We start from the raw sequence: 25,917 nt of genomic DNA on the forward strand, positions 1-25,917 counted from the left end.
AACAGGACTAACTAGGCTCAAGAGCATGTCAGTGGAGGAGTCCCAGGAATCGCCGGAGCCCGCCCGGGAAGCACAGGACCCGATGGAGGCCGCCACCCGGGCGACCCGCAGCCTGCAAGGGCTGTCCACCGAGCTGACCGCCCGGGTACCGCAACTGCTCGAGGCCATGCGTTCCGTTGGGACCGGTCTCGAACTGCACTCCACGCTCGACCGCATCTGCGAGACGGCCGCCGAGCTCGCCGACGCCCGCTACGCGGCGATCGGTGTCGTCGACCCGGACGGCCCCGGGCTCTCGGACTTCGTGACCTTCGGCCTCGGCCCCGAGCAGGCGAAGCGGATCGGCCGCCGGCCCGACGGCAAGCGGGGTCTGCTGGGCGCGCTGATCTCCCATCCCGACACGGTGCGGCTCGCCGACCTGTCGAAGGATCCCCGCTCGGCCGGCTTTCCCCCGCACCATCCGCCCATGAAGACCTTCCTCGGCGTGCCCATCAGGGTGCAGGGGGAGATCTTCGGCAACCTCTACCTCGCCGAGAAGAACGGCGGCGGCGAGTTCAACGACTACGACGTCCACATGGTCCGCGTGCTGGCCACGGAGGCGGGCATCGCCATCGGCAACGCCCGGCTGTACGAGGCCGCCACCCAGCGGGAGCGGTGGATCGACGGATCGGTGGCCGTCACGACCGCCCTGCTGTCGGGCGGGGACGCGGACGACGCCCTCGCGGTGGTCGCTGAACAGGCCCGCCACCTCGCCGACTCGGCGGCCGGGATCGTGATGCTGCCGGCGGAGGAGGGCGGCATGGAGATCGTCGCCGTCTCCGCCGACAACCCGGCCACCTCGCTCGGTGTGGTGGTCCCGGCCGAGAGCCCGGTGGTCGTCAAACTCCTCCAGGGCGAACCGGTCTTCGTGGAAGACGTCTCCGCGGATCCCCGCATGATCAGCCGGCTCACGAGCCAGTACGGGCCCTGCATGATGCTGCCGCTGCACAGCGGCGGACGGGTGCTGGGGGCGCTCGTCACCCCGCGGGCCCGGGGGCAGAAGCCCTTCACCGAGGCGGAACGGACCCTGGCCACGCAGTTCGCCTCGCAGGCCGCCCTCGCGCTGATGATGGCCGAGGCGCAGCGCGACCGGGAACGGCTCGCGGTCTTCGAGGACCGTGACCGGATCGCCCGTGACCTGCACGATCTGGTCATCCAGCGGCTGTTCGCCACCGGGATGATGCTGGAGGGCGCGCAGCGCCGCTCGATCGTCCCGGAGGTCCGTGACGGTGTGGGCAAGGCCGTGGACGAGCTGGACGTGACGATCCAGGAGATCCGCACCGCGATCTTCGCACTCCAGCAGGGTCCGGCGGAGGCCCCGTCGGGGCTGCGCACCCGCGTCCTGCGGGAGATCAACATGGCCGCCGTCCCCCTGGGCTTCAAGCCCGCGCACCGGTTCATCGGCCCGATCGACGCGGCCGTGGGTGAGCTGGTCGGCAAGAACCTGATCGCGGCCCTGCGCGAGGCCCTGTCGAACGCATTCCGTCATGCTGACGCATCCCGGATCGAGGTGGTGGTCGACTCCACCATCAGCCTGGCCGACGGCCGGCCGGGGGTGCGGCTGGAGGTCGCCGACGACGGGGTGGGGATCCCGGAGGGCGGGCGGCGCAGCGGTCTGCGGAACCTGCGCCGCAGGGCCGAGTCCCTGGGCGGCTCCAGCTGGTACGGCCCCGGTATCGGGGAGGACGCCGGCGGGACCGCCCTGGTGTGGGAGGCCCCGCTCTAGACCCTGTCCGGGCGGGTCAGGCGTGCGCGGCGCGTTCGGCGAGGATGCGCTCGATCACGACGGCCACGCCGTCCTCGTTGTTGGCCACGGTGCGGCCGGAGGCGGCCGCTATCACGTCCGGGTGGGCGTTGCCCATGGCGTAGGAGGTCCCTGCCCAGCGCAGCATCTCGACGTCGTTGGGCATGTCGCCGAAGGCGACGACCTCGGCCGGGGAGATACCGCGCTCGGAGCAGCACAGCTCCAGGGTGCTGGCCTTGGACACGCCGAGCTCGCTGATCTCCAGCAGGGCGGTCGGGCTGGAGCGGGTGATGGCGGCGTAGGCTCCGGCGGCCGACCGGGCCAGGGCGAGGAACTCGTCCGGGGCCAGCTCGGCGTGGTGCGCGAGCAGCTTCAGGACCGGCGCGGCGCTGTCGTCCGTCTCCTCGCGCAGCAGCTTCTCGGCGGTGGCGACCGTGGCCCCCGGGTCCTGGAAGAAGGGCGGGTAGGCCGGCTCGTAGTTGATGCCGGTGGTCGTCTCGACCGCGAAGGAGGCGCCGGGGACGGCCGCGCGCAGGGTCTCGACCACCGTGAGCGCGGTGGTCCGGGGCAGAGCCCGTACCTGGACGAACTCCCGTCCGGCGTGCAGGTCGACCACGGCGGCGCCGTTCGCGCAGATGGCCAGGCCGTGCCCGTGCACGTGATCGCTGACCACGTCCATCCAGCGGGCCGGGCGTCCGGTGACGAAGAAGACCTCGATCCCGGCCTCCTCGGCGGCGGCGAGGGCGGCTACCGTGCGCAGCGAGACGGATTTGTCGTCGCGCAGCAGGGTGCCGTCAAGGTCGGTGGCGATGAGCCGGGGTGCGGGGAAGGGCCCGTCCGGGCGCTGGGGAGCCGAGGTCACGGCTCCATCTTCGCCCATGGGTTCCCACCCGTTCACCAAGATCGGCCAGAGATGTTTCACGTGAAACGTGGCTCACAGCGCGGGAAGGGTTCGCACCGTAGGCTCAGTGACATGAGTCTTCGCCTGAGCACCGTGATCCTGCCGGTCCGTCCGTGGCACGATGGCGGTCGTGACCAGTGGGAGCGGGCCGAGCAGCTCGGGTTCCACACGGCCTACACCTATGACCACCTGACCTGGCGCACCTTCCGCGACGGCCCCTGGTTCGGTGCGGTTCCCACCCTGACCGCGGCGGCGGCCGTCACGACCCGGCTCCGTCTGGGGACGCTGGTCACCTCGCCGAACTTCCGGCACCCGGTGACCCTGGCCAAGGACCTGATGTCCCTGGACGACATCTCCGGCGGGCGGATCACGCTCGGTATCGGCGCGGGCGGCAATGGCTTCGACGCGACCGCGCTGGGGCAGGAGGAATGGAGCCCCCGTGAGCGCGCGGACCGCTTCGCCGAGTTCGTTCCGCTGCTCGACCGGCTGCTGACCGAGAGCGCGGTGACCCACCACGGCACTTTCTACTCCGCCGAGGAAGCCCGCAACATCCCCGGGTGCGTTCAGCGCCCGCGGCTGCCGTTCGCCGTCGCCGCGACCGGCCCGCGGGGTGTGAGGCTCGCCGCTGAGTTCGGCCAGGCCTGGGTGACCGCAGGTGACCCCAAGGTCTTCGAGGGAACGCCCGAGCAGTCCCTGGAGGCCCTGCGCGGACAGGTCGGCAAGCTGGAGAAGGCCCTGGCCGAGGCCGGCCGGGAGCCCGAATCCATCGAGCGGGTCCTGCTGACCGGGTTCACCCCGGAGCGCGGCAGCATGCTGGAGTCCGTGGACGCCTTCGTCGACTTCGCCGGCCGTCACCGCGAGCTGGGCTTCACCGAGCTGGTCGTCCACGCCCCGATCCCCGACTCCGACTTCGCGGCCGACGAGGCCGTCTTCGAGCGGATCGCCACCGAGGCACTCGCGCAGCTGGGCGCCTGACGGCCCCCTGCCTGTCATCCCGCCGGGGTTCCCGCGCCGCTACTGGAAGCGCAGGAACTCCGGCGGTACGGCGTCGGCCAGCCACACCCCGTTGGCGCTGACCCGGAAGACGTGCCCGGCCGCATACATCGCCGCGGCGTCCACCGGGAGCACCACCGGCCGTCCCCTGCGCGCGCCCACGCGGGCGGCCGTCTCACGGTCGGGCGAGAGGTGCACGTGGTGGCGTGCCATCGGGCGCAGCCCTTCGGCGCGGATCGAGTCCAGGGCCGCGGCGACGGTGCCGTGATAGAGGTACGCGGGCGGTTCCGCCTCCGGCAGGTCCAGGTCCACCGCGACGGTGTGGCCCTGGTTGGCCCTGATGCGGGTGCCGTCGATGGTGAACCGCTGTTTGTCGTTCGTGGCGACGACGTGATCCAGCTCGGCACGGCTGACCGGGAAGCGGTGCGCCGCCGCCGCGCGCAGGAGGTCGTCGATCTCCACCCAGCCCTGCGGGTCGAGCGTCAGTCCGATGCGTTCCGGCTGGTGCCGCAGGTGTTTCGAGACGTATTTGGACACCTTCACGGTGCGTCGGTCATCCATGTCCCCAGCTTGATGGCTCGGGCGGGTACCCGGCAGCGATTTTCCGCCCCCGCGTTACGTCCCAAGGCCGGCACTCCCTCTATTAAGTTTCCAAGATACGGAATATATTTTCCGCTAGAAGCTCATTCGGAGGGAGAAACTATGACAAGTAAGGCTTCACTGCTGCGGCGCACGGCTGCCGAGCTCGTCGGCACCGCGGGCCTGCTCGTGGTCGTGATCGGGTCCGGTATCCAGGCCGCGTCCCTCAGTCGCGACACCGGTGTCGCCCTCGTCGCCAACTCGCTGGCCACCGCCATCGGCCTCGGCCTGATCATCACCCTCTTCGGCCCCCTGTCCGGTGCCCACCTCAACCCCGTCGTCACCCTCACCGCCTGGTGGGCCCGCCGCGCCGGCGGCGAGGGGCTCGCCGCGCGGGAGGCCTTCGCCTACGCCGGCGCTCAGACCGCCGGGGCCATCGGCGGCGCCGTCGTGGCCGAGATGATGTTCGGCCGCACCCCGGGGACCTTCTCCACCCAGGTCCGCGACGGCGGTCACCTGCTGATCGGCGAGATCGTCGCGACCGCCGGTCTCGTCCTGGTCATCCAGGGGCTCGGCCGCATCGGCCGCCCGAGGCTCATCCCGGCCGCGGTCGCCGCGTACATCGCCGCAGCCATCTGGTTCACCTCTTCGAGCTCCTTCGCCAACCCGGCCGGCACGATCGGCCGCGCCTTCAGCGACTCCTTCACCGGCATCGCCCCGCAGTCGCTCCCCGGCTTCCTCGCCGCGCAGCTGGCCGGAGGCGTCCTTGGCCTCGCCCTGGCCACGCTCCTGTACGGACGCGAGCGCGGCCGGGTGACGTCGGGTCAGGCGGCCTCCGGGAACACGCCTTCCGGGGAGGTGGACGCCCAGACCCCCCTGGCCGATATGCCCCGCCCCAGTACCGGGTTCGAGACGACCATCTGACACAACACGCCTGTTGCCCACAGGAAAACGGGAGTTGTCCACAGCCGTTTCGGCGGGTTTCAGTGCTATCTGAGCGATTCGCCCTGGGGATCGCCTGTGGACTACCGATCGAGCATTACCGGCCGCCCCGGCTGGCCAGGTCGTTCATCGTCCGGGCCTGGAGCTCCCGTTCCGTCGCGGCCCGGACGAATTCCGCCACGTGCTCCGGACCCACCAGTTCCTGCACCGCCCGCACCGTCGCGGCGGGCAGGGCCACCGGAGCGGGCCCCGCCGGCTGGACCGCTCCGGGAGCGCCGAGGTGCCGCTGGAGGTGCCGGGTCGCGAACAGCCGCATCGCACGTGCCAGTTCGGCGTCGACCGTCTGCTGGGCCAGGGGCCGCAGCCGGCGCACCATCGTCGCCGCCTCCGCCGCGTCCGAGTCCGTCGGCGGAACCTGACCGAGGTAGCGGGCGAAGACGTGCTCGGTGGTGAACTCCAGGAAGCGCGAGGCGATGTGCTCGACCTGTCCGCGCAGCTCCCGCAGATGACCGGTGATCGCCGTGAGGGGCACCCCGGCCGCGTACAGCTCGGCCGCGACCGCCAGCTCCTGCGGGGAGGGCACCAGGAACTCGTCCGGACGGCCCGGGATGCGCTCCAGCACCCCGAGCTCACACGCCTCGTCCACCGCCCCGTCGTCCGGCAGCCCGCCGAACCGGGCATGCAGGTCCTCCCGGCTGATCCGGTCGGCCTCCTCGTCCGTCCACGGCCCCTGCACCTCCGCCACCAGGCCGAGTACGCCGCCCAGCCCGCGCCCCGCGTCCCAGGCCTCGAGCAGTTCCTTGATGGAGGCCAGGGTGTAGCCGCGGTCCAGCAGGTCGGCGATCTGGCGCAGCCGCGCCAGGTGCGTGTCCCGGTACACGTTGGACCTGCCCCGCCGCTCCGGCTTCGGCAGCAGACCGCGGTCCTGGTACGCGCGGATGGTGCGCACGGTCGCGCCGCTGTGGTGGGCCAGATCTTCGATCCGGTACTCGGCTGGCGCCTGATCGGACAATCCCGGCTCCCTACGACATGGCGGCTCGGCCGACCGCGCCCGCCGCGGTCCGGGCGGCAGGAGGCGCCGCCAGGTACTCGACCGCCGTGAGCAGCGAGCCCTCCTGCGAGGGATGGTACGACCGCGGGATGGAGCCGGGTATGTCCGTGCCGGGCTCTGCGCGCGGCGGAACCGGACCCCCGCCCCGTGGCCGCGCGCCGGCCGGGCCCCCGCCCGCCCGGTTCACAGCCGGGGCTCCAGCCGGGCGATCCTCCGCAGCGTGTTCGGCATGAACCGGGACATCCACAGGGCGCCCTTGGACTCGGGGGTCACCGGTACCACCGCCCGGTTCTTCACCACCGCCAGCAGGATCGCGTCGGCGACCTTCTCCGGCGGGAAGTTCCGCAGCCCGTACAACCGCGAGGACCGCTCCTGGCGGCGCTTCTCCTCGGCCGCGTCCACCCCCGCGAACCGGGAGGTGGCGGTGATGTTGGTGTTCACGATGCCCGGGCAGATCGCCGAGACCCCGATCGACTTGGAGGCGAGCTCGGCGCGCAGGCACTCGCTCAGCATCAGCACCGCTGCCTTGGAGGTGCTGTACGCGGGCAGGGTCCGGGAGGGGAGGTAGGCGGCGGCGGAGGCCGTGTTGACGATGTGTCCGCCCTGGCCGCGCTCGGCCATCTGCCGCCCGAAGATCCGGCAGCCGTGGATGACCCCCCACAGGTTCACGTCGAGGACCTTCTTCCAGTCCTCCGAGGCGGTGTCCAGGAAGGAACCCGACAGCCCGATGCCGGCGTTGTTGACCAGCACGTCCACGATGCCGTACTCGGCGGCTACCTTCGCCGCGAGCTTCTCCATCGCCTGCTCGTCACTGACGTCGACGCACTCGCCCCAGGCATCGGCGGCGCCGACGAGCCGGGCCATCTCCGCGGTGCGGGCCGCTCCCTCGCCGTCCCGGTCCACGGCCACGACCCGGGCCCCGGCCTCGGCGAACGCGAAGGCGGTGGCCCGGCCGATACCGCTCGCCGCGCCGGTGACCAGCACCAGCTGTCCCGAGAACCGGTCGGCGTACTTCCCCGGGGCCTTGTGCTCCGGAGCCTTCGCCATGGGCTCCTCCCGGGCGGCGACGAACTCGCCGATCCAGGCCGCCACCTGGTCGGGGCGGGTCCTGGGGATCCAGTGCTTCGCGGGCAGGGTGCGCCGCACGAGGTCCGGGGCCCACCGCTCCAGGTCGTCGTAGAGCCGCTCGGAGAGGAAGGCGTCCCCGGTCGGGGTGATCAGCTGTACCGGTACGTGCGCGTACGCGTCGGCGCGCGGCCGGCGCAGCCTGGGACGGACGTTGTCGCGGTAGAGCCAGGCTCCGTGCGCCGCGTCAGAGGGCAGCGAGGCCGTCGGGTAGGCGCCGCCGGCCGGGACCTCCTCCAGGCGCGCGAGGATCTTCGGCCAGCGCTTGCCCAGCGGGCCGCGCCAGGCGAGCTCCGGCAGCACCGGCGTGTGCAGCATGCCCACGTACCAGGACTTCGAGCCCTGGTTCAGCAGTTGCGCGGCCCGGCGCGGGGTGGGCCGTGTCAGCCGCCGCTTGATCCAGTGCCCGAAGTGGTCGAGGGAAGGACCCGACATGGAGGTGAAGGAGGCGATCCGGCCCTCGGTCCGGGCCACCGTCGCGAACTCCCAGCCCTGGACGGAACCCCAGTCGTGGCCCACCAGGTGCACGGGCCGGTCCGGGCTGACGGCGTCCGCCACCGCCAGGAAGTCGTCGGTGAGCTTCTCCAGGGTGAAGCCCCCGCGCAGCGGCACGGGAGCCGAAGAGCGGCCGTGCCCGCGCACGTCGTACAGCACCACGTGGAACCGGGCCGCCAGCCGCTCGGCGACCTCCGACCAGACCTCCTTGGTGTCCGGGTAGCCGTGCACCAGCAGCACGGTGGGCCGGTCCGGGTCGCCGAGCTCGACGACGCACAGCTCGATCCCGCCCGTGCTCACCCGGCGCTCGCGCGCTCCCGCCAGTGCCGTACCGCTCATCCCGCTCATGCCGCCTGCTCCTCGGTCCAGCGCCGCACGTGCGGCAGGTCGTCGTCCAGCCAGAACGCGCTCTCCTCGGGATCCCGGGAGTCGGTGACCACCAGGATCTCCTCGAACTTCGCACCCGTGCCCCGGAAGCCCAGATGAGGCTCCACCGCCCACAGTCCGGGCTGCGGCGGGTGGTCGGAGAAGTGGTACGGGCTCCACAGCGGGGACCAGCCCTCGCGGTGGCCGTGCAGGGCGTCGGAGGCCAGCCCCTTGAGTGACTGGGTGCCGAACCCGAACGCGGTCGGGGACCAGCGGCGCTCCTTGACCCGGTCTATCTTGTGCGCGATGACCCCGAAGGGATAGGCCCGGTGGCGGTTGGCGTACCCCTGCCGGGTCATCAGCCGTTCGACGTTCTCGTAGATCTCGCGCAGCGGGCGGCGCTCGCGCACCTGCTCCAGGATCAGCGCGCGGTGCGGCCGCAGGTCGGACATCAGCCGGTCCTGCACCGGATTGAGGCCGAGGCTGCCGGAGTAGCCGATGTCGGCCGCGTACCCCCGGTAGACGGGCGCCATGTCGAGGATGAACGGCATCCCCGGCTCCAGCTTCCGGTTGGTCGGGAAGAACTGGAGCGGGATCCTGAAGCCCGCGAAAGCGGTCCGGTCCCCGAACCATGCGAAGGGAAGGTGGAACCAGTCCCGCACCCCGCGCTCGCGCAGCCACTCGCGCTGCATCCGGGCCGCCTCGCGCTCGGTCACTCCGGGGCGGAGCTGGGCTGCCACCGTCTCGGCGCACTCGTAGGCGAGGCGCTGGACCTCCCTGAAGCCGCGCAGCTCGGCGGCGAGCCGCGCGGAGCCCTGTGCGGCGAGTTCCCCGGTGTCCGTGTCCCCAGCCATGCCAGCCGTCCGTCCTGTCAGCCGTGCCGCCGAAAGTTGACACTGATGAATGTGACAATGACCGGAGGTGGCGTCAAGGGTCGTGCACGGACCTGTGGACAACCCGCCCCCTCGCCCGGCCGGTGTCAGCCTTCCGTCAGGGTCCGTAGTCCTCAAGGCGGAGACGGGATCCCGCTCCAGGTCTGACGCTCCGCCCGGGCCCCGGCACTAACGTCGAACCCGTGACTGTCATCGCGACCGAAAGCCTGAGCAAGCGGTACCCCCGAGTGACCGCCCTCGACCGGCTCTCCCTGGACATCGGGCCCGGAGTGACCGGGCTCGTGGGTGCCAACGGGGCCGGCAAGTCCACGCTGATCAAGATCCTGCTCGGGCTGTCGCCCGCCACCGAGGGCCGCGCCGCCGTCCTCGGCCTGGACGTCGCCACGCACGGCAGCACGATCCGCGAGCGCGTCGGCTACATGCCCGAGCACGACGCCCTGCCGCCCGACGTCTCGGCCACCGAGTTCGTCGTCCACATGGCACGCATGTCGGGCCTGCCGCCGACGGCCGCCCGCGAGCGGACCGCCGACACACTGCGCCACGTCGGGCTGTACGAGGAGCGCTACCGCCCGATCGGCGGCTACTCCACCGGTATGAAGCAGCGCGTCAAGCTGGCCCAGGCGCTCGTCCACGACCCGCAGCTGGTCCTCCTCGACGAGCCGACCAACGGCCTCGACCCGGTGGGCCGCGACGAGATGCTCGGCCTGATCCGCCGCGTCCACACCGACTTCGGCATCTCCGTCCTGGTCACCTCCCACCTCCTCGGCGAGCTGGAGCGGACCTGCGACCACGTCGTGGTCATCGACGGCGGCAAGCTGCTGCGCTCCAGCTCCACCAGCGACTTCACCCAGACCACGACCACCCTGGCGGTGGAGGTCACCGACTCCGACGCGCACCCGGACGGCACCGCCGCCCTGCGCAAGGCGCTCACCGCGGCGGGCCTGACCCTCCACGCGGGCGAGGAGCAGGGACTGCCCGGAGCCGGCCACGTCCTGCTCGTCGAGGCGACGGGCGAGGACACCTACGACACCATCCGCGACACCGTCGCCGACCTCGGCGTCGGTCTGGTCCGCATGGAACAGCGCCGCCACCGCATCGCGGAGGTCTTCCGCGAGAGCGACCAGTCCGCGCAGCGCAACCACATCCAGCAGTGGGGAGCCGGTACCGATGGCACCTGAGACCTCGACCCAGATCCACAACATCGGCTACCGGTCCTACGACGGCCCCCGGCTCGGCCGCTCCTACGCCCGCACCTCGCTGTTCTCGCAGTCGCTGCGCGGCGCCTACGGGCTCGGTCGCTCGGCCAAGTCCAAGGTCCTGCCGATGATCCTCTTCGCGGTGATGTGCGTACCCGCGCTGATCATCGTCGCGGTGGCCATCGCCGTGCCCGGCTCCACCGACCTGCCGATCAAGTACACGACGTACGCCCTGACCACCCAGGTGGTCATCGGCCTCTACCTCGCCTCCCAGGCGCCCCAGTCGGTCTCGCGGGACCTGCGCTTCAAGACGGTGCCCCTGTACTTCTCGCGGCCCATCGAGCGGGTCGACTACGTCCTGGCCAAGTACGCCGCCATGGCCTCGGCCCTCTTCATCCTCACCGCCACCCCGCTGCTGATCATGTGGATCGGCTCGCTGCTGGCGAAGTTCGACTTCGGTCACCAGACCAAGGGATTCGGGCAGGCACTGGTGTCGGTACTTCTGCTGTCGCTGCTCTTCGCGGGCCTCGGGCTGGTCATGGCCGCGCTCACCCCGCGCCGCGGGTTCGGGGTGGCCGCGGTCATCGCCATGCTGCTCATTCCCTACGGCGCCGTCTCCACCGTGCAGGCGGTCGCCTACGGGACCGGCAACACCGGTCCCATCGAGTGGCTGGGCCTCTTCTCCCCCATCACCCTGATCGACGGCGTGCAGACCGCGTTCCTCGGTGCGACCTCCGCCTTCCCCGGCGGTGAGGGCCCCTCGGCCGGCACCGGCGTCGTCTACCTGCTCGTCATCCTCGGCCTCATCGCCGGCTCCTACGCCGCCCTGATGGCCCGCTACCGGAAGGCCGGGCTGTGACGACCATCGACATCGACCACACCTCCCGCTGGTTCGGGAACGTCGTCGCCGTCAACGACGTGACCATGCGCATCGGACCCGGCGTCACCGGCCTCCTCGGCCCCAACGGCGCCGGCAAGTCCACGCTGATCAACATGATGGGCGGCTTCCTCGCCCCCTCCACCGGCACCGTCACCCTCGACGGCGCCCCGATCTGGCGCAACGAGTCGGTGTACCGGCAGATCGGCGTCGTACCCGAGCGCGAGGCGATGTACGACTTCCTCACCGGCCGGGAGTTCGTCGTCGCCAACGCCGAACTGCACGGGCTGGACGACGCGGCGGCCCAGCGGGCGCTGGCCACCGTCGAGATGGAGTACGCCCAGGACCGGAAGATCGCCACGTACTCCAAGGGCATGCGCCAGCGCGTGAAGATGGCTTCCGCGCTCGTCCACGACCCGTCTGTGCTGCTGCTCGACGAGCCCTTCAACGGCATGGACCCGCGCCAGCGCATGCAGCTGATGGACCTGCTGCGGCGGATGGGCGGCGAGGGCCGCACCGTCCTGTTCTCCTCCCACATCCTGGAGGAGGTCGAGCAGCTGGCCTCCCACATCGAGGTGGTCGTCGCCGGCCGGCACGCCGCGTCGGGTGACTTCCGCAAGATCCGCCGCCTGATGACGGACCGCCCGCACCGCTACCTCGTGCGCTCCTCGGACGACCGGGCCCTCGCCGCGGCCCTGATCGCCGATCCGTCGACCGCCGGCATCGAGGTCGACCTCAAGGAAGGCGCCCTGCGGATCCAGGCCGTCGACTTCGGGCGCTTCACCGAACTGCTGCCCCGGGTCGCCCGCGCGCACGGCATCCGGCTGCTGACCGTCTCGCCCTCGGACGAGTCCCTCGAGTCCGTCTTCTCCTACCTCGTCGCGGCCTGAAAGGAGCTGGCAACCATGTACAACCCGACCGTCGCCCGGCTCACCTACCGGGCCCTTCTCGGCCGCCGTCGCGCAGCGATCCTCTTCGCGCTGCCCGCCCTGCTGCTCGTCATCTCCGTCGCCGTCCGCTTCTTCACCGGGGTGGACGACAAGGTCGCCTCGGAGCTGCTCGGCGGCTTCGCGCTCGCCACGATGGTGCCGTTGATCGGCGTCATCGCCGGGACCGGAGCCATCGGGCCCGAGATCGACGACGGCTCGATCGTCTACCTGCTCTCCAAGCCGGTGAAGCGTCCGACGATCATCATGACCAAGCTGATCGTCGCGATCGCCATCACGATGGCCTTCTCCGCCATCCCCACCCTGATCGCGGGCTTCATCCTCAACGGCAACGGCCAGCAGATCGCCGTCGCCTACACGGTCGCCGCGCTCGTCGCCTCGATCGCCTACAGCGCGCTGTTCCTGCTGCTGGGCACCGTCAGCCGGCACGCCGTCGTCTTCGGCCTGGTCTACGCCCTGATCTGGGAGTCCCTCTTCGGCAGCCTGGTCTCCGGCGCGAAGACCCTCAGCGTCCAGCAGTGGGCCCTGTCCCTGGCCGAGAAGGTCGCCGGAGAGGGATACGTGGACTCCAGTGTCGGCCTGCCCACCGCCGTGCTCCTGCTCCTGGCGGTCACCGTCGGCGCCACCGTGTACGCGGGCCAGAAGCTGCGCCGCCTCACCCTGGCCGGCGAGGAGTAGCCCGCCGCACCGGCCCGAAACCGTGCCCCGCCCGGCCCACCGGCCAGGCGGGGCACGGCCGTACGGGGCATCATCGGGGCATGATCGAGCACACCGGACCCGAGCCGTCCAGGCCTCTGCGGGCCTGGATACGCTCCTCGCCCGGCACACACATATGGCTGCTGATCGTGGCCGTGACCAGTGTCGTCGTGGCGATCGCCCCGGACCGGCTCGACCACGTGCTGCTCCACCGCAACAGCAGCAACATCCACCAGCTGGTCAAATACCCTCTGCGGGCCCTGCTGAGCAGTGCCTTCTGGATCGAGAACCCGGCCTCGCTCGCCCTCTACACCCTGCTCTTCGAGCTCTTCCACGCCACCGTCGAACGCTGGCTGGGCACCCTGCGCTGGCTGGTGATCGTCGCGACCGCCCATATCGTCGCCACCCTCGCCAGTCAGAAGGTCCTCCTCATGGCCATCGAGGACAACCGCGCGCCGCACAGCATGACGCACGTCGTGGACATCGGCGTCAGCTACGGGCTCGCGGCCTCGATCGGCGTCCTGACCTACCGTCTCCCGAACCCCTGGAGATGGCTGTACCTGGCCGGAGCCGTGGCCTTCTTCGGGATCCCCCTGCTCACCGGCGGCAGCTTCACCGACCTCGGCCATGCCATCTCGCTGGCCGTCGGGCTGCTGGCCTGGCCGCTGACCCTCCACCCGGAGCCGCACGGGGTCCATGTTTCACGTGAAACATGAGCGCGTGCGCCCGGCCGCGCGGGCGGGGAGAAATTCGCTGGTAAGGGGCGTGCGCCCCCGGCACAGTGGGAGGTGCGGGGAGCAACAAAAAAGGTCCGGGACAGCCACTTCGAGCGCGCCTCACGGCGCGGGCTGTTCCGGACCTTCTTCCATGAACGGGTGTGGCTCAGGCGGCGCCCAGCAGACGTTCCAGCACCACCGCGATGCCGTCCTCCTGGTTGGAGGTGGTCACCTCGTCGGCCACGGCCTTCAGATCGGCGTGGGCGTTGGCCATCGCGACACCGTGCGCGGCCCAGCCGAACATGGGGATGTCGTTGGGCATGTCGCCGAACGCGATCGTCTCGGCGGCCTTCACCTTCAGCCGGCGTGCGGCGAGCGAGAGCCCCGTGGCCTTGCTCAGTCCCAGCGGCAGGATCTCCACTATCCCCGGACCTGCCATCACGATGTCGACCAGGTTGCCGACGGTCTCCCGGGCCACCTTGACCAGCTCATCCTCGCCCATCCCTGGGTGCTGGATGTACAGCTTGTTGAGCGGAGCGCTCCACACGGCCGCGGTGTCCTCCAGGTAGAGCGCCGGGAGGCCTCCCTGCACCTGGTAGCCGGGCCCGAACAGGACCTCGCCGTCCACCCCGTCCCGGCTGGCGGCCAGCGCCAGCGGACCCACCTCGGCCTCGAGCTTCGACAGGGCCAGACCGGCCAGCTGCCGGTCCAGCGTCACCGAGGTCAGCAGCCGGTGCGCCCCCGCGTCGTAGACCTGAGCGCCCTGCCCGCACACCGCGATCCCCTGGTAACCGAGGTCGTCCAGCACGCCCCGGGTCCAGGGCACGGCCCGGCCGGTGACGATGATGTGCGCCGCGCCCGCCGCGGTGACCGCGGCGAGCGCCTCACGGGTGCGCTCCGAGACGGTGTCGTCGTCACGCAGGAGCGTGCCGTCGAGATCCGTCGCGACGAGCTTGTACGGGAACGGGGCCGTGCTCACTTGGCGATCGGCTCCAGGACCTCACGGCCGCCCAGGTACGGGCGCAGCACCGGGGGGACCCGCACGGAGCCGTCGGCCTGCTGGTGGTTCTCCAGGATGGCGACGATGGTGCGGGGGACGGCGCACAGGGTGCCGTTGAGCGTGGACAGCGGGGCGGTCTTCTTGTCCTCGCGGTAGCGGATCTGCAGGCGGCGGGCCTGGAAGCCGTCACAGTTCGAGGCGGAGGTCAGCTCGCGGTACTTGCCCTGGGTCGGGATCCAGGCCTCGCAGTCGAACTTGCGGGAGGCGGAGGCCCCCAGGTCGCCGGTGGCGACGTCGATGACCTGGAACGGCAGCTCCAGGCTGGTCAGCCACTGCTTCTCCCACTCCAGGAGCCGCTTGTGCTCGGCCTCGGCGTCCTCGGGCGCGACGTACGAGAACATCTCGACCTTGTCGAACTGGTGGACGCGGAAGATGCCGCGGGTGTCCTTGCCGTACGTACCGGCCTCGCGGCGGAAGCACGGCGAGAAGCCGGCGTACCGCAGGGGCAGCTTGTCGACGTCGATGATCTCGTCCATGTGGTACGCGGCGAGCGGGACCTCGGAGGTGCCGACGAGGTAGTAGTCGTCCTTCTCCAGGTGGTACACGTTCTCCGCGGCCTGGCCGAGGAAGCCGGTGCCCTCCATGGCGCGCGGGCGGACCAGCGCGGGGGTGAGCATCGGGATGAAGCCGGCCTCGGTGGCCTGGGCGATCGCCGCGTTGACGAGGGCCAGCTCCAGCAGGGCGCCGACGCCCGTCAGGTAGTAGAAGCGCGAGCCGGACACCTTGGCGCCGCGCTCGACGTCGATGGCGCCCAGCGCCTCGCCCAGCTCCAGGTGGTCCTTGGGCTCGAAGCCCTCGGCCGCGAAGTCGCGGATCGTGCCGTGCGTCTCGAGGATGGTGAAGTCCTCCTCGCCGCCGACGGGCACGTCCTCGTGGACGATGTTGCCGAGCTTGAGCAGGAGCTGCCTGGCAGCCTCGTCCGCCTCGTTCTGCTCCGCCTCGGCCGCCTTGACGTCGGCCTTGAGCTGCTCGGCCTTGGCCAGCAGCTGGGCGCGCTCCTCAGGAGTGGCCTTGGGGATGAGCTTGCCGAGGGACTTCTGCTCATTGCGCAGTTCGTCGAAGCGCATGCCGGAGGACCTGCGGCGCTCGTCGGCGGAGAGCAGTGCGTCGACGAGGCCGACGTCCTCTCCACGGGCGCGCTGCGAGGCGCGGACACGGTCAGGGTCTTCACGGAGCAGCCGAAGGTCAATCACCCCTCCAGGCTACCGGTCTGGGCTTCCTGGGATCACACCGATATCACGCTGCGTGTCATTATGTCCCGATTGAGGGGAATGCTAATCACTTGCTCCAGTGGCTGGAAGAGGCCCCTGGGGACGGCCGATAAAACCGGCCCGATTCCCCGAAAAGGGGCATGACGGAGGGTGGCGCGCAGGCCCTGATCAGCGCTGAGGGCTCAGCCTTGTCCACAGGAATTCCACCGGGACTCCCCTTATCCACAGGCTGTGTGCCGCATCTGTGGACACGGAATTAGATCAATAGGGGCCCGTGAGGAGCCGTGCCGGTTCAGGGTTCAAACCGCCCTCACACACTCATTCGGGTGGGAATGGCTCGCTCCAAAGAGTTGGTCGGTGATACAGGGGTGACGCCGTTCACCTGCCGCTCCCCAGCGCGAAACCTGCGCCGCCCGACCGATTTGTCGACCTTGTCGTGCCGCTCTGTCGACTTGTCCCCAGGTCTCTCTCTCGCCCTGTGGATAACTCTGTGGACAAGCGGAAGAGGTGGGGACGGTCTACGCCCGGCCGTCGAGGCAGCGGGCCAGCCAGTCGGAAGCCTCCGTGAAATCGCCATCGGAGGTGCCCGGCCGCGCCGCCCGCACTTCACTCAGAGCGACGCCGGCGCGCGGGTAGGAGCCCAGGAAGCGGACCTGGGGACAGGTCCGGCGCAGCCCCATCAGGGCTTCGCTCACCCGCCGGTCGGAGATGTGCCCCTCGGCGTCCACGGCGAAGCAGTAGTTCCCGATCCCCTCGCCCGTCGGCCGGGACTGGATCAGCATCAGGTTCACGCCCCGCACGGCGAACTCCTGGAGCAGCTCCAGCAGGGCGCCGGGATGGTCGTCGCCCAGCCACAACACCACGGAGGTCTTGTCCGCGCCCGTGGGGGCGGCCGGCCGGGCGGGCCGCCCGACCAGTACGAACCGGGTCTCGGCGTTCTGCGCGTCGTGGATCTCGGTGACCAGCGCTTCCAGCCCGTACGTGGCAGCGGCGAACTCGCCCGCGAAGGCGGCGTCGAACCGGCCCTCCTGGACCAGCCGCGCCCCGTCCGCGTTGGAGGCGGCCGACTCCCACACCGCGTCGGGCAGGTGCGTCCGCAGCCAGTTGCGCACCTGCGGCTGGGCGACCGGGTGCCCCGTGACGGTCTTGATGTCCGACAGCTTGGTCCCGGGCCGCACCAGCAGCGCGAACGCGATGGGCAGCAGCACCTCGCGGTAGATCATCAACGGCTCGCCCGAGGCCAGCTCGTCGAGGGTGGCGGTGACCCCGCCCTCCACCGAGTTCTCGATCGGCACCAGCGCGGCCGCGGCCTCACCGCCCCGCACGGCGTCCAGAGCGGCCGGGACCGACACCATCGGGACGAGCTCCCGGGTGGCGGCTTCCGGCAGGGTGCGGAGGGCCGCTTCGGTGAACGTGCCCTCGGGACCGAGATAGGTGAAGCGCGTGGCCGACATGCGATCAGCCTAATGCCGGGAGGCTCGCCATCGGGGGGCTGTTCACCCTTCGAGCAGCCGCTGCCCGACGTACTCGCCGGCGCGCGGGCCGGGCGGAACGGCGTACAGGCCGCTCGACTCGTGCCGGATGAACTCCGACAGCGCGTCACCCCGGTCGAGCTTGCGCTGGACCGGTACGAACCCGCGCAGCGGATCGGCCTGCCAGCAGATGAAGAGCAGGCCGGCGTCCGGGGTGCCGTCGGGGGCGATCCCGTCGTGGAAGGAGAACGGCCGCCGCAGCATGGCGGCGCCGCCGTTCTGCGCGGGGGCGGAGATCCGCGCATGCGCGTTGGAGGGGATCACCGGCTTGCCGTCGGGGCCGAGCTTGTCCAGGGCCAGGGGCGTGGTCTCGCCGCCGCCGGTCAGGGGCGCGCCGTTGGCCTTCGTCCGGCCGATGACCTGCTCCTGCTGGGCCAGGGACCGCTTGTCCCAGTCGTCCAGCAGCATCCGGATCCTGCGCACGACGGCGTACGAACCCCCCGCCATCCAGGCGTGCTCCGCCGGTCCGGGCCCGGCGGCGGGCACGAAGATCCGCTTGTCGAAGTCGGGGTCCGCGGGCTTCGGGTTCCCGGTGCCGTCGATCTGGCCCATGAGGTTCCGCGCGGTCATCGGGGAGGCGGTGGCGCCGGGGGACCGGTTGAAACCGTTCATCTGCCAGCGCACCCGCGCGGCCTCCCCGGCGTCCCTCTGCACCGCCCGCAGGGCGTGGAAGGCGACGAGCCCGTCATCCGAGCCGATCTGCACCCAGAGGTCGCCGTTGCTGCGCTGGGCGTCGAGCCGGTCCGAGGAGAAGTCGGGCAAGGGGTCGAGGGCAGCCGGGCGGCGGGCGGTGAGGCCCGTGCGCTCGAAGAAGGAGTGGCCGAACCCGAACGTGATGGTCAGGGAGGAGGGCCCGGCGTCGAGGGCGATGCCGCTGTCCGACGTCGGGGCGGTCTCTCCCGCCATGAGCCGGCGGGCGGTCTCGGACCAGCGGCGCATCAGCGCGGCGGCCTCCGTACGCCCCGCCCCCGGTGCCAGGTCGAAGGCCAGGACGTGGCCCTTGGCCTGGAGAGGGGTGGTGATGCCCGCCTGGTGGTCCCCTTCGAAGGCGACCGCGGTCGCGCCGAGGGAGGAGAGGGCCCCGGCCGCGCCGGGGGCGCCGGCCGGGGAGTCGGTGACCGCCGAGTGCACGAGGGCACCCCCGGTGCCGCCGAGCGCGAGCCCGACGGCGCCCGCGGCGCCGACCGTGCCCAGCAGCCGGCGCCGGGAGATCTCGATGTCGGGGGTACTGGCGGTGCTGCTCTCGGTCACGCTGTTCAGCCGATCTTCACGTTCTTCTGGACGGTCGTCTGGTCGATGTCGGAGGTGCGGACGGTCACGTCGATGCGCCATTCGCCCGCGAGGGGCAGCTGGACCCCGGACGCCGTCCAGTGTCCGGGAGCGTCGCGGTCGGGGGCCACCGGCAGCGGGCCGATCTCCTTGGCCGGGAGGGTGAAGGAGATCTTGACCTCCGGCAGGTCGACGGGCTGGCCGTCGGCGCCGTCCGCCCACAGGTGGAGGGTGTTGGCGCCGACCCGGCCCGGATCGAGCTCCAGCCGGACCGTGCCCTTGCCGTTCTGGCCGCCGGTGTCGTAGGGCAGAGTGATCTTGATGGGCCGGTTGGGAACGGCAGTGGAGGCCGGGCTCCGCCCGGCTTCCTGCTCCACGGCCCGGCCCGGCTCGGTGCTGGTCAGGACGGTGGTGACGGCCAGCAGGACGACGGCCACCGCGGCCTCGGCGAGGACGGAACGGCGCAGCCCCGAGCGGCCCGGGTCGGCGTCGCGGACCTGGTTCTCCAGGGCCTTCTCACGGGCCGCGCGCTGCCGGGCGAGCTGCGCCGCCCGCTTCGGGTCGGTGGGTTCGGCCGGCTCGGCGGCGGCGTCCCCGGCCGTGGTTCCGGTCCCGCCCGCGGTCGCTGTTTCACGTGAAACATCGCCGCCCGCGCCCACCGCGGCCGGCTCCTCGGCCCGGTCCTTGGCCGCCACGTCGGCCAGCCGGGCCGTCCACTTGCGGGAGACAAAGGCGATGCCGACGAGGACGGCCACCAGGGCGACCTTGATCAGCAGCAGTCGGCCGTAGCTGGTGCCGGTCAGCGCCGACCAGCTGCCGAGCTGCCGCCAGGACTGGTAGACGCCGGTGACGGCGAGGACCAGGACGCTGATGAAGGCGACCCGGGAGAAGCGCTGGACGGCCTCCCGCTCGATGTCCGGAGCCTTGTGGAGGGCGACGAGCAGGGCGGTGAGCCCGCCGAGCCAGGTGGCCACGGCCAGCAGGTGCAGGATGTCGGCCGGCATCGCGATGCCGGTCTGGATGCCGGTGGAGGCGTGCTCGGCGAGCGCCCACGTGGCGGCGATGCCCGCGGCCACGACCGTGCCGCCGATACCGAGCCCGAAGGCCAGGTCGCTGGTGTCCTTCGCCTGCTCGGGGCTCTGCTCGCCGGCGTTCTTCTGCCGGCGCGCGTAGGCGCCGAAGAGGACGGCGATGAACAGGGCGGCCGCGCCGAGCAGCAGCAGCCGGGAGATGAAAGACGCCCCGGTCTTGGTCTCCAGGACGGCCTGGAGCCCGTCGAGGTCGAAGGCGTCGGCGAACTTGCCCGACCCGGTGTACGGCGTGCGCAGCACGAGCATCGCCAGCGTGGCGGCGGTGAGGGTGACCCAGCCGCGCACCACCAGCTTCTGCAGCGGGCGTACGCCGGAACCCCGGCGCCAGCACAGCAGGATGAAGGCGGAGCCGCCGACGAGGACGGTGAACCCGGCGTAGGCGGCGTAGCGGGCGATGCCGTACGCGATGCCGACGGGGCCGCCGCCCACCTTCTGGGTGGGCAGGGAGACGGAGGTGGCCGAGGGGGCACCGACGGAGAAGGTGAAGGCGCCGGAGACCGGGTGGCTGTCGGCGGAGACGGCCTGCCAGGCGACCGTGTAGGTGCCGTCGGGCAGTCCCGAGTGCAGGGCGGTCCCGTAGCGGATGACCGATCCGCTGCACATGTTCCGCAGCTCGCCGGTGTCGACGCGCTTGCCCTGGGGGTCCATGACCCGGATCGAGTCGTCACCCATGGCGACCTCCTCCGAGAAGGAGAGGGTCACCTGGGCGGGCGCCGTGGCGACCACCGCCCCGTCCTTGGGGTCGCTCGCGGTGAGTGCGGCGTGCGCCGTGGCCGGGGCGGCCGCGGTGAACAGGGCTGCCAGCAGGGCTGCGAGAACCAGCGCCAGCCGCGGCAGCGATGCCGTGGCGCGGACGCCGAAAGGAGGGGGAGCGGGGGCGGTGGCCGTCATGGCGTGTCAGTTCCTCGGTCCGTCAGTGGGCGGTGGAGTTCTGGGGGTTGTACGTCCGTTCCTTGACGTCCAGCTCGACCTTGACCGGATCGGCCTTCTCGAAACGCAGCTCGACGGTGACCTTGTCACCGACGTTCGGCTTGTTCTTGAGGCCCATGAACATGATGTGGTTGCCGCCGCGCTCCAGGTTCAGCTCGCCGCCCGCGGGCACGTCCATGGACTGCACCTGCTGCATCTTCTGGTCCTTGGTCTCGTGGACCTGCAGATCGTCCGAGAGCGGGCTGGTCACGCCGAGCAGCTTGTCGGCGGTCTTCGAGTCGTTCTTGATGACCATGAAAGCGCCGGCCATCTTGTCGTTGACCGGCTCGGGCATGAACGCCCCGCTGACGGTCATCTTCGGCTTGGCCGACTCCCCTGCCTTCGTTCCGGCGCTCGCGTTCGACGAGGAGTCCGAGCCGGAGGAAGAGGAGGAGCAGCCGGATATGGCGAGCGCGGCCGTCAGGCAGAGGGCGGCGGCGAGGGTGCGGGTGGTGCGGGCGTTCACGGGTTCTGTCCCTTGATGAGCTTCGGAAGGTCCTTGGTGTAGTCCTCGACGGTCGTGCCCTCGCCGTAGAGGACGTAGCCCTCGTCGGTCTTGGGCGAGAACGCGATGACCTGCGCACCGTGCATGGAGACGATGCTGCCGTCGGGTTCCTTCTTGGGGGCCTCGATACCGATGCCGAGGGAGCGGGCGGCGGCCTGGATCTTGCCGAAGTCGCCGGTCAGCCCGGTGAAGGCCGGGTCCTGGGACCTGAGCCACGCGCCGAGGGACTCCGGGGTGTCGCGTTCGGGGTCCGTGGTGACGAAGACGACCTGGAGCTTGTCCTGGTCCTCCTTGGGGAGCGCCTTCTTGGCGACGGCGATGTTGCTCATCGTCAGGGGGCACACGTCGGGGCAGTTGGTGTAGCCGAAGTAGATCAGCGTCGGCCGGCCCTTGGTCTGCTCGCGCAGGTTCCACGGCTTGCCGGTGGTGTCCGTGAGGACGAGGTCCGGCTTGTCGAAGGGGCGGTCGAGTACGGTCGCGGCTCCGGCCTTCTTCTCGCCGGTGATCTGGGTGACCGACGCGCTGTTCTTGGCCGGCTCACTGCCGCAGGCGGTGAGGGTGAGCGCAGCCGCCGCCGCGAGGGCGGCGACCGTCACACGTGTGGTGCGCATATGGAGATGTCCCTGGGATCGGGGATGGTGCGGATCTCTGGAAGGGGGCCCGGGCGGGGCCGGTGCACGGGCCCTGCGCGGGCCCGTGGACGACGGGCCCGCGGGCCTGGTGGATCAGGCGGAGCGGCGGCGCGAGGCGATGCCGAAGGCCACCCCGCCGAGGCCGAGGACGATGCCCGCGATGCCGAGGGCGCGCGCGGTGGTGTCGGAGCCGCTCTTGGCGGCGGCCTCGTCGTGCTTCTCGTCCTTGCCGGCGTCCGTGCCGGCGTTCTTCGCGTCGGCCGGCTTGGCGGCGTCGTGGTCACCGGCCGCGGCGGCGGCGGTCAGCTTCAGGACGGGCGCGGGGTTCTGCGGCTCGGCGGCGCCCTCCTTGGCCTCCTCGATCCAGCGGACGACCTCGTTGTTGTCGTACGTCTGGATGGCCTTGAAGACCATCTTGTCCGCGTTGTCGGGGAGCTTGCCGACGGAGACCGGGAACTGCTGGAACTTGCCGGGCTCGATCTTTCCGCCGGTCCAGGTCACCTTGGTGACCACCTCGTTGACCTGCTTGCCGTGCACGTTCAGGGGCTTGTCGAGCTTGGTCTTCTCGACGGTGGACGTCCAACCAGGGATGTCCTGCGGCATCACGGACGTCAGCGGCTGGTCGACCGGGAAGTTGACCTCGAGCTGGGTGGTCGAGGCGTTGTCGCGCTCGTTCGGGACCTTGAAGTTGATCGTCGCGTAGCCGCCCTTGGGGGCGTCGCCGGGCTGCACGCTGACGTGCGCGAAGGCGGTACCGGACAGGGCCAGGACGGCGCCGGCGGCGAGGGCGGCGGCGAAGGAGACGCGAGAGGTCTTCATGACAGGAACACTCCACAGAGCAGTGGTGAACGGTGGGACCGCGCGCACGGGCGCGCGCGGAGATCACGGCACCGGTGCTCCCGCCGTGTGTCCCGGGGAGTGGAGGTGCCGCGTCAGGCTGCGAGGACGAGCGCAGCCGGCGGTCCGCGCCGGATCACGGTGTGCAGGAGTGCGTCCCGGCCGGTCGTCGCGGCGGGCGCGGAGGCGGTCCGGCGGGCCCGGGGGCCGTGCGCGGGAGCGCCGGGGAGCCCGGCCGTGAGGGCCCGTACGAAGGCCAGCGCGGCGCGCAGCGGGCGTATCGGGCCGGTTTCGGCGGAGAGCCGGGAGAGTTCGACCAGCCGGAACAGGGCGGCGTCGCCCCGGCCCAGCAGCCAGCCCGCGGTGAGCGCGGCCAGCAGGTGGCCGAGCAGCATGGCCGGGCTGAACAGGCCGATCCCGGGAGCCCCGGCCGGGGCCGCGGACACGTGCATGTGGCCCATGTGGCCCGACGCGGCCGCCTGCGCGGCCAGGGCCGCCGGGTCCAGCCCGGCGGTCTCCAGGATGCGCCGGGCGTCGGCCGGGCTCAGCGGTATGGAGTTGCCCCCGCAGACCAGGCGGGCGGCGAGCGCCGCCAGCGAGGTGTCGGGGCCGGCCGGGGTCTGAGCGGCGGCCTCGCCGTGCTGGCCGAGGCCGAAGAGGACGTGCAGCCCGAGCTGGCCCACGGCCAGTCCGGCGGCGATGCCGGGCCGCGAACGGCGGCGTCCCGCGAGGGGGGCCGTGACCGCGAAGAGGCAGACGAAAGCCAGGGCCAGTGCCCACCACGGCACGGTCGCGCAGGAGGCCACGGCGTGGCCCGCCGCGGACAGCACGACGCAGACCGCGGTGAACACCGCGGCCCGGGTCGTCCGGAGGCCTGCTCCGGCGCGTGTGGTGTGGGTGGCAGACATGGCCGGGCCATCATCGCACTGGCCCCGGGCCCTGCCTACGGCAGGTACTGGAGGGACCCTATGGTTCCGGTGTGCGACCGCAAGCGCGCCCCTCGCCCGGCAGGCTCGCGACCAGCGCCCCGCCGGGGCCTACGCGCCCGATACACGCCGGACGCACATGCCGCATCGGCCGAATGAGGGCTGTGCCGGCCGCCGGGGGCTTACGTCCCACCACGGGCGGCAATAGGTAACCGTATGAGCATCTGGTGGTCTCTCCACTTGCGGCGCGAAGCCGCGAGCGTGCCGCTCGCCCGGCGACTGCTGCTCGGGACCATGGAGACCGCGGGGGTGGACGCGGACATCTCCTACGAGTTGTCGGTCGCGCTGAGCGAGGCCTGCGCGAACGCCGTGGAGCACGGCGGCCGCGGCGGACCGGCGGGCGGCCCGGTCGGCGTCCCCGCCGACGAGGTCCTGGACGGTACCGAGGCGTACCACGTCACCGCCTACCTCGACGGGGACCGCTGCCGCATCGAGGTCGCCGACTCGGGTCCGGGTTTCCCGGCGTCGACGGTGGCCCGCCGCAGACCCTCCCTGGCCGAGCACGGCCGGGGCCTGCACCTGATCGCGGAGCTCGCCGACCACGTCCGGCTGCGCAACCGGCCGGGCCGGGGCGCGGTGGTGAGCTTCGAGCGGATGCTGAAGTGGCGTGAGGACGCGCTGCTGAGGGTGTCCTAGGACATGCCGACGGGCGGGGGAACCGGCACCGGCTCCCCCGCCCGTGGTCATGTCCGGGGCGTCAGCCCTTGAGCCGCGCCATCCACGCCTCGACCTCGACCGAGGTGCGCGGCAGGCCGGCCGACAGGTTCCGGTTGCCGTCCTCGGTGACGAGGATGTCGTCCTCGATCCGGACGCCGATGCCCCGGTACTCCTCGGGCACGGTCAGGTCGTCGGCCTGGAAGTACAGGCCCGGCTCGACGGTCAGGCACATGCCCGGCTCCAGCGTGCCGTCGACGTACGCCTCGGTGCGCGCGGCGGCGCAGTCGTGGACGTCCAGGCCGAGCATGTGGCCGGTGCCGTGCAGGGTCCAGCGGCGCTGCAGCCCGAGTTCCAGGACGCGCTCGACCGGCCCCTCCAGCAGACCCCACTCGACGAGCTTCTCGGCCAGCACGTGCTGGGCGGCGTCGTGGAAGTCGCGGTACTTCGCACCCGGCTTGACGGCGGCGATGCCGGCTTCCTGGGCCTCGTAGACCGCGTCGTAGATCTTGCGCTGGATGTCGGTGTACGTGCCGTTGATCGGCAGCGTGCGCGTGACGTCGGCGGTGTAGAGGGAGTGGGTCTCCACACCAGCGTCGAGCAGCAGCAGGTCGCCGGAGCGCACCGCGCCGTCGTTGCGGACCCAGTGCAGGGTGCAGGCGTGCGCGCTGGCGGCGGCGATGGTGCCGTAACCGACGTCGTTGCCCTCGACGCGGGCGCGCAGGAAGAAGGTGCCCTCGATGTAGCGCTCGGACGTGGCCTCGGCCTTGTCGAGGACCTTCACGACGTCCTCGAAGCCGCGGACGGTGGAGTCCACGGCCTTCTGCAGCTCGCCGATCTCGAAGGCGTCCTTCACCGCGCGGGCCTCGGAGAGGTAGACGCGCAGCTCCTCGTCGCGCTCCTTGGTCACCTTGTCGGTGAGGGCGGACTCGATGACGGAGTCGTGGCCGCGGACGGCGCGGACCGGGCCGGTGGCCTCGGTCAGGGCCTCGGGCAGCTCGCGGACGTCCTTGGCCGGGATGCCCAGCAGCTGCTCGGCCTCGGCGAGGGAGTGGCGGCGGCCGACCCAGAGCTCGCCCTGGCCCGACAGCCAGAACTCGCCGTTCTCGCGGTTCGAGCGGGGCAGCAGGTAGACGGTGGCCTCGTGACCGGTCTCGCCGGTGGGCTCCAGGACCAGGACGCCGTTCTCGGTCTGGTCGCCGGTGAGGTACGCGTACTCGGTGGAGGCGCGGAAGGGGTACTCGGTGTCGTTCGAGCGGGTCTTCAGCCGGCCCGCCGGGATCACCAGGCGCTCGCCCGGGAAGCGCGCGGACAGCGCGGCCCGGCGGTCGGCGGTGTGGCCCGCCTGGGCGATGGGCTCGAGACCGTGCAGCTCGGTGTCGGCCCAGCCGGTGCGCATGCTCTCCGCAAGTTCCTCGCTGACGCCCGGGTACAGCCCGTTCTTGCGCTGCTTGTGCTTCTTCTGGGGCTGCTCTTCTTCCGGGGTCTCCGGGGTGAGCTCGTCAGCCACGTCATCTCCTCAGCCGCTACGACACGCACGGGTCCGGGTGCGAACCCCGTTCATCGTATGTGTGAGGAGACGGCGCCCGGCCAGTCCTGTGACAAACAAGTCAA

The 25,917-nt window shown here is 71.4% G+C and carries 24 protein-coding genes; 9 read left to right on the forward strand and 15 right to left on the reverse strand.

All coding sequences use genetic code 11. From position 1 onward, the window contains the following. Positions 1-25: 25 nt before the first annotated feature. A complete protein-coding gene (locus tag B4U46_RS18045; RefSeq protein ID WP_079428702.1) occupies positions 26-1,762 on the forward strand; it encodes a GAF domain-containing sensor histidine kinase in 1,737 nt (578 codons plus the stop codon). Between the two features lie 16 nt (positions 1,763-1,778). Here B4U46_RS18045 and B4U46_RS18050 read toward each other — a convergent pair whose 3' ends face one another. Next, a complete protein-coding gene (locus tag B4U46_RS18050) occupies positions 1,779-2,660 on the reverse strand; it encodes a Cof-type HAD-IIB family hydrolase (protein WP_185117306.1) in 882 nt (293 codons plus the stop codon). Positions 2,661-2,753: 93 nt separating this feature from the next. Between B4U46_RS18050 and B4U46_RS18055 the strand changes: the two genes are divergently transcribed. Then, complete coding sequence (locus B4U46_RS18055) at positions 2,754-3,656, forward strand: LLM class flavin-dependent oxidoreductase (protein WP_079428707.1); 903 nt, start codon at positions 2,754-2,756, stop codon at positions 3,654-3,656. 39 nt (positions 3,657-3,695) lie between these two features. On the opposite strand, the gene B4U46_RS18060 is transcribed toward B4U46_RS18055, so the two are convergent. Beyond that, the gene (locus tag B4U46_RS18060) at positions 3,696-4,235 is read right to left on the reverse strand and encodes an RNA 2'-phosphotransferase (RefSeq protein WP_079428709.1); all 540 of its coding nucleotides are present in this window, start codon (positions 4,233-4,235) and stop codon (positions 3,696-3,698) included. Positions 4,236-4,376: 141 nt separating this feature from the next. On the opposite strand from B4U46_RS18060, the gene B4U46_RS18065 reads away from it, so the two are divergent. After that, positions 4,377-5,177, forward strand: a complete 801-nt coding sequence (locus tag B4U46_RS18065; RefSeq protein ID WP_079428711.1) for an aquaporin — start codon at positions 4,377-4,379, stop codon at positions 5,175-5,177. A gap of 115 nt (positions 5,178-5,292) precedes the next feature. Here B4U46_RS18065 and B4U46_RS18070 read toward each other — a convergent pair whose 3' ends face one another. From B4U46_RS18070 to B4U46_RS18085, 3 genes are all read right to left on the reverse strand, one after another. Next, a complete protein-coding gene (locus tag B4U46_RS18070; RefSeq protein WP_079428712.1) occupies positions 5,293-6,207 on the reverse strand; it encodes a MerR family transcriptional regulator in 915 nt (304 codons plus the stop codon). Positions 6,208-6,429: 222 nt separating this feature from the next. After that, positions 6,430-8,205, reverse strand: coding sequence for an SDR family oxidoreductase (locus B4U46_RS18080; RefSeq protein ID WP_079431836.1), 1,776 nt, complete (start codon positions 8,203-8,205; stop codon positions 6,430-6,432). Between the two features lie 5 nt (positions 8,206-8,210). After that, positions 8,211-9,086 carry a M24 family metallopeptidase gene (locus tag B4U46_RS18085; RefSeq protein WP_079428716.1) on the reverse strand — a complete coding sequence of 292 codons (876 nt, stop codon included), beginning with the start codon at positions 9,084-9,086 and terminating at the stop codon, positions 8,211-8,213. A 221-nt stretch (positions 9,087-9,307) separates the two neighbouring features. On the opposite strand from B4U46_RS18085, the gene B4U46_RS18090 reads away from it, so the two are divergent. From B4U46_RS18090 to B4U46_RS18110, 5 genes are all read left to right on the forward strand, one after another. Further along, on the forward strand, positions 9,308-10,303 hold the full coding sequence (locus B4U46_RS18090) for an ABC transporter ATP-binding protein (RefSeq protein ID WP_079428718.1): 996 nt from the start codon (positions 9,308-9,310) through the stop codon (positions 10,301-10,303). After that, a complete protein-coding gene (locus B4U46_RS18095; protein ID WP_079428720.1) occupies positions 10,293-11,180 on the forward strand; it encodes an ABC transporter permease subunit in 888 nt (295 codons plus the stop codon). Before B4U46_RS18090 ends, B4U46_RS18095 begins: the two co-directional genes overlap by 11 nt. Further along, a complete protein-coding gene (locus B4U46_RS18100; protein WP_079428722.1) occupies positions 11,177-12,088 on the forward strand; it encodes an ABC transporter ATP-binding protein in 912 nt (303 codons plus the stop codon). Before B4U46_RS18095 ends, B4U46_RS18100 begins: the two co-directional genes overlap by 4 nt. Before the next feature lie 15 nt (positions 12,089-12,103). After that, positions 12,104-12,823 carry an ABC transporter permease gene (locus B4U46_RS18105; protein WP_079428724.1) on the forward strand — a complete coding sequence of 240 codons (720 nt, stop codon included), beginning with the start codon at positions 12,104-12,106 and terminating at the stop codon, positions 12,821-12,823. 80 nt (positions 12,824-12,903) lie between these two features. Then, complete coding sequence (locus B4U46_RS18110) at positions 12,904-13,557, forward strand: rhomboid-like protein (protein WP_079428726.1); 654 nt, start codon at positions 12,904-12,906, stop codon at positions 13,555-13,557. 166 nt (positions 13,558-13,723) lie between these two features. On the opposite strand, the gene B4U46_RS18115 is transcribed toward B4U46_RS18110, so the two are convergent. The 9 genes from B4U46_RS18115 to B4U46_RS18155 all read right to left on the reverse strand — a co-directional run bounded on the left by B4U46_RS18115 (position 13,724) and on the right by B4U46_RS18155 (position 23,571). Continuing rightward, positions 13,724-14,536 carry an HAD family hydrolase gene (locus tag B4U46_RS18115; RefSeq protein WP_079428728.1) on the reverse strand — a complete coding sequence of 271 codons (813 nt, stop codon included), beginning with the start codon at positions 14,534-14,536 and terminating at the stop codon, positions 13,724-13,726. Next, the gene (gene serS, locus B4U46_RS18120) at positions 14,533-15,810 is read right to left on the reverse strand and encodes a serine--tRNA ligase (RefSeq protein WP_079428730.1); all 1,278 of its coding nucleotides are present in this window, start codon (positions 15,808-15,810) and stop codon (positions 14,533-14,535) included. The genes B4U46_RS18115 and serS overlap by 4 nt, the downstream gene beginning before the upstream one ends. Positions 15,811-16,346: 536 nt before the next feature. Beyond that, positions 16,347-17,282, reverse strand: coding sequence for a prephenate dehydratase (gene pheA / locus B4U46_RS18125; RefSeq protein ID WP_079428732.1), 936 nt, complete (start codon positions 17,280-17,282; stop codon positions 16,347-16,349). A 42-nt stretch (positions 17,283-17,324) separates the two neighbouring features. Further along, entirely contained in the window at positions 17,325-18,692 is a 1,368-nt protein-coding gene (gene efeB, locus B4U46_RS18130) for an iron uptake transporter deferrochelatase/peroxidase subunit (protein WP_237292971.1), read from the reverse strand. Beyond that, the gene (locus B4U46_RS18135; protein WP_079428736.1) at positions 18,617-20,611 is read right to left on the reverse strand and encodes a copper resistance protein CopC; all 1,995 of its coding nucleotides are present in this window, start codon (positions 20,609-20,611) and stop codon (positions 18,617-18,619) included. Before B4U46_RS18135 ends, efeB begins: the two co-directional genes overlap by 76 nt. Positions 20,612-20,633: 22 nt before the next feature. Beyond that, positions 20,634-21,155, reverse strand: a complete 522-nt coding sequence (locus tag B4U46_RS18140; protein ID WP_079428738.1) for a copper chaperone PCu(A)C — start codon at positions 21,153-21,155, stop codon at positions 20,634-20,636. Beyond that, positions 21,152-21,805 carry an SCO family protein gene (locus B4U46_RS18145; RefSeq protein ID WP_079428740.1) on the reverse strand — a complete coding sequence of 218 codons (654 nt, stop codon included), beginning with the start codon at positions 21,803-21,805 and terminating at the stop codon, positions 21,152-21,154. Before B4U46_RS18145 ends, B4U46_RS18140 begins: the two co-directional genes overlap by 4 nt. A 114-nt stretch (positions 21,806-21,919) precedes the next feature. Then, positions 21,920-22,645 (reverse strand): YcnI family protein, encoded by a 726-nt coding sequence (locus B4U46_RS18150; protein ID WP_079428742.1) that lies wholly within the window; start codon positions 22,643-22,645, stop codon positions 21,920-21,922. 113 nt (positions 22,646-22,758) lie between these two features. Continuing rightward, positions 22,759-23,571 carry a hypothetical protein gene (locus B4U46_RS18155; RefSeq protein WP_079428744.1) on the reverse strand — a complete coding sequence of 271 codons (813 nt, stop codon included), beginning with the start codon at positions 23,569-23,571 and terminating at the stop codon, positions 22,759-22,761. Between the two features lie 234 nt (positions 23,572-23,805). Between B4U46_RS18155 and B4U46_RS18160 the strand changes: the two genes are divergently transcribed. Then, complete coding sequence (locus B4U46_RS18160; RefSeq protein WP_079428745.1) at positions 23,806-24,285, forward strand: ATP-binding protein; 480 nt, start codon at positions 23,806-23,808, stop codon at positions 24,283-24,285. Positions 24,286-24,346: 61 nt separating this feature from the next. On the opposite strand, the gene B4U46_RS18165 is transcribed toward B4U46_RS18160, so the two are convergent. Further along, positions 24,347-25,813, reverse strand: a complete 1,467-nt coding sequence (locus B4U46_RS18165) for an aminopeptidase P family protein (RefSeq protein WP_079428747.1) — start codon at positions 25,811-25,813, stop codon at positions 24,347-24,349. Positions 25,814-25,917 lie beyond the last annotated feature (104 nt).

Source organism: Streptomyces katrae (genome assembly GCF_002028425.1).
GTDB classification, from domain to species: domain Bacteria; phylum Actinomycetota; class Actinomycetes; order Streptomycetales; family Streptomycetaceae; genus Streptomyces; species Streptomyces katrae_A.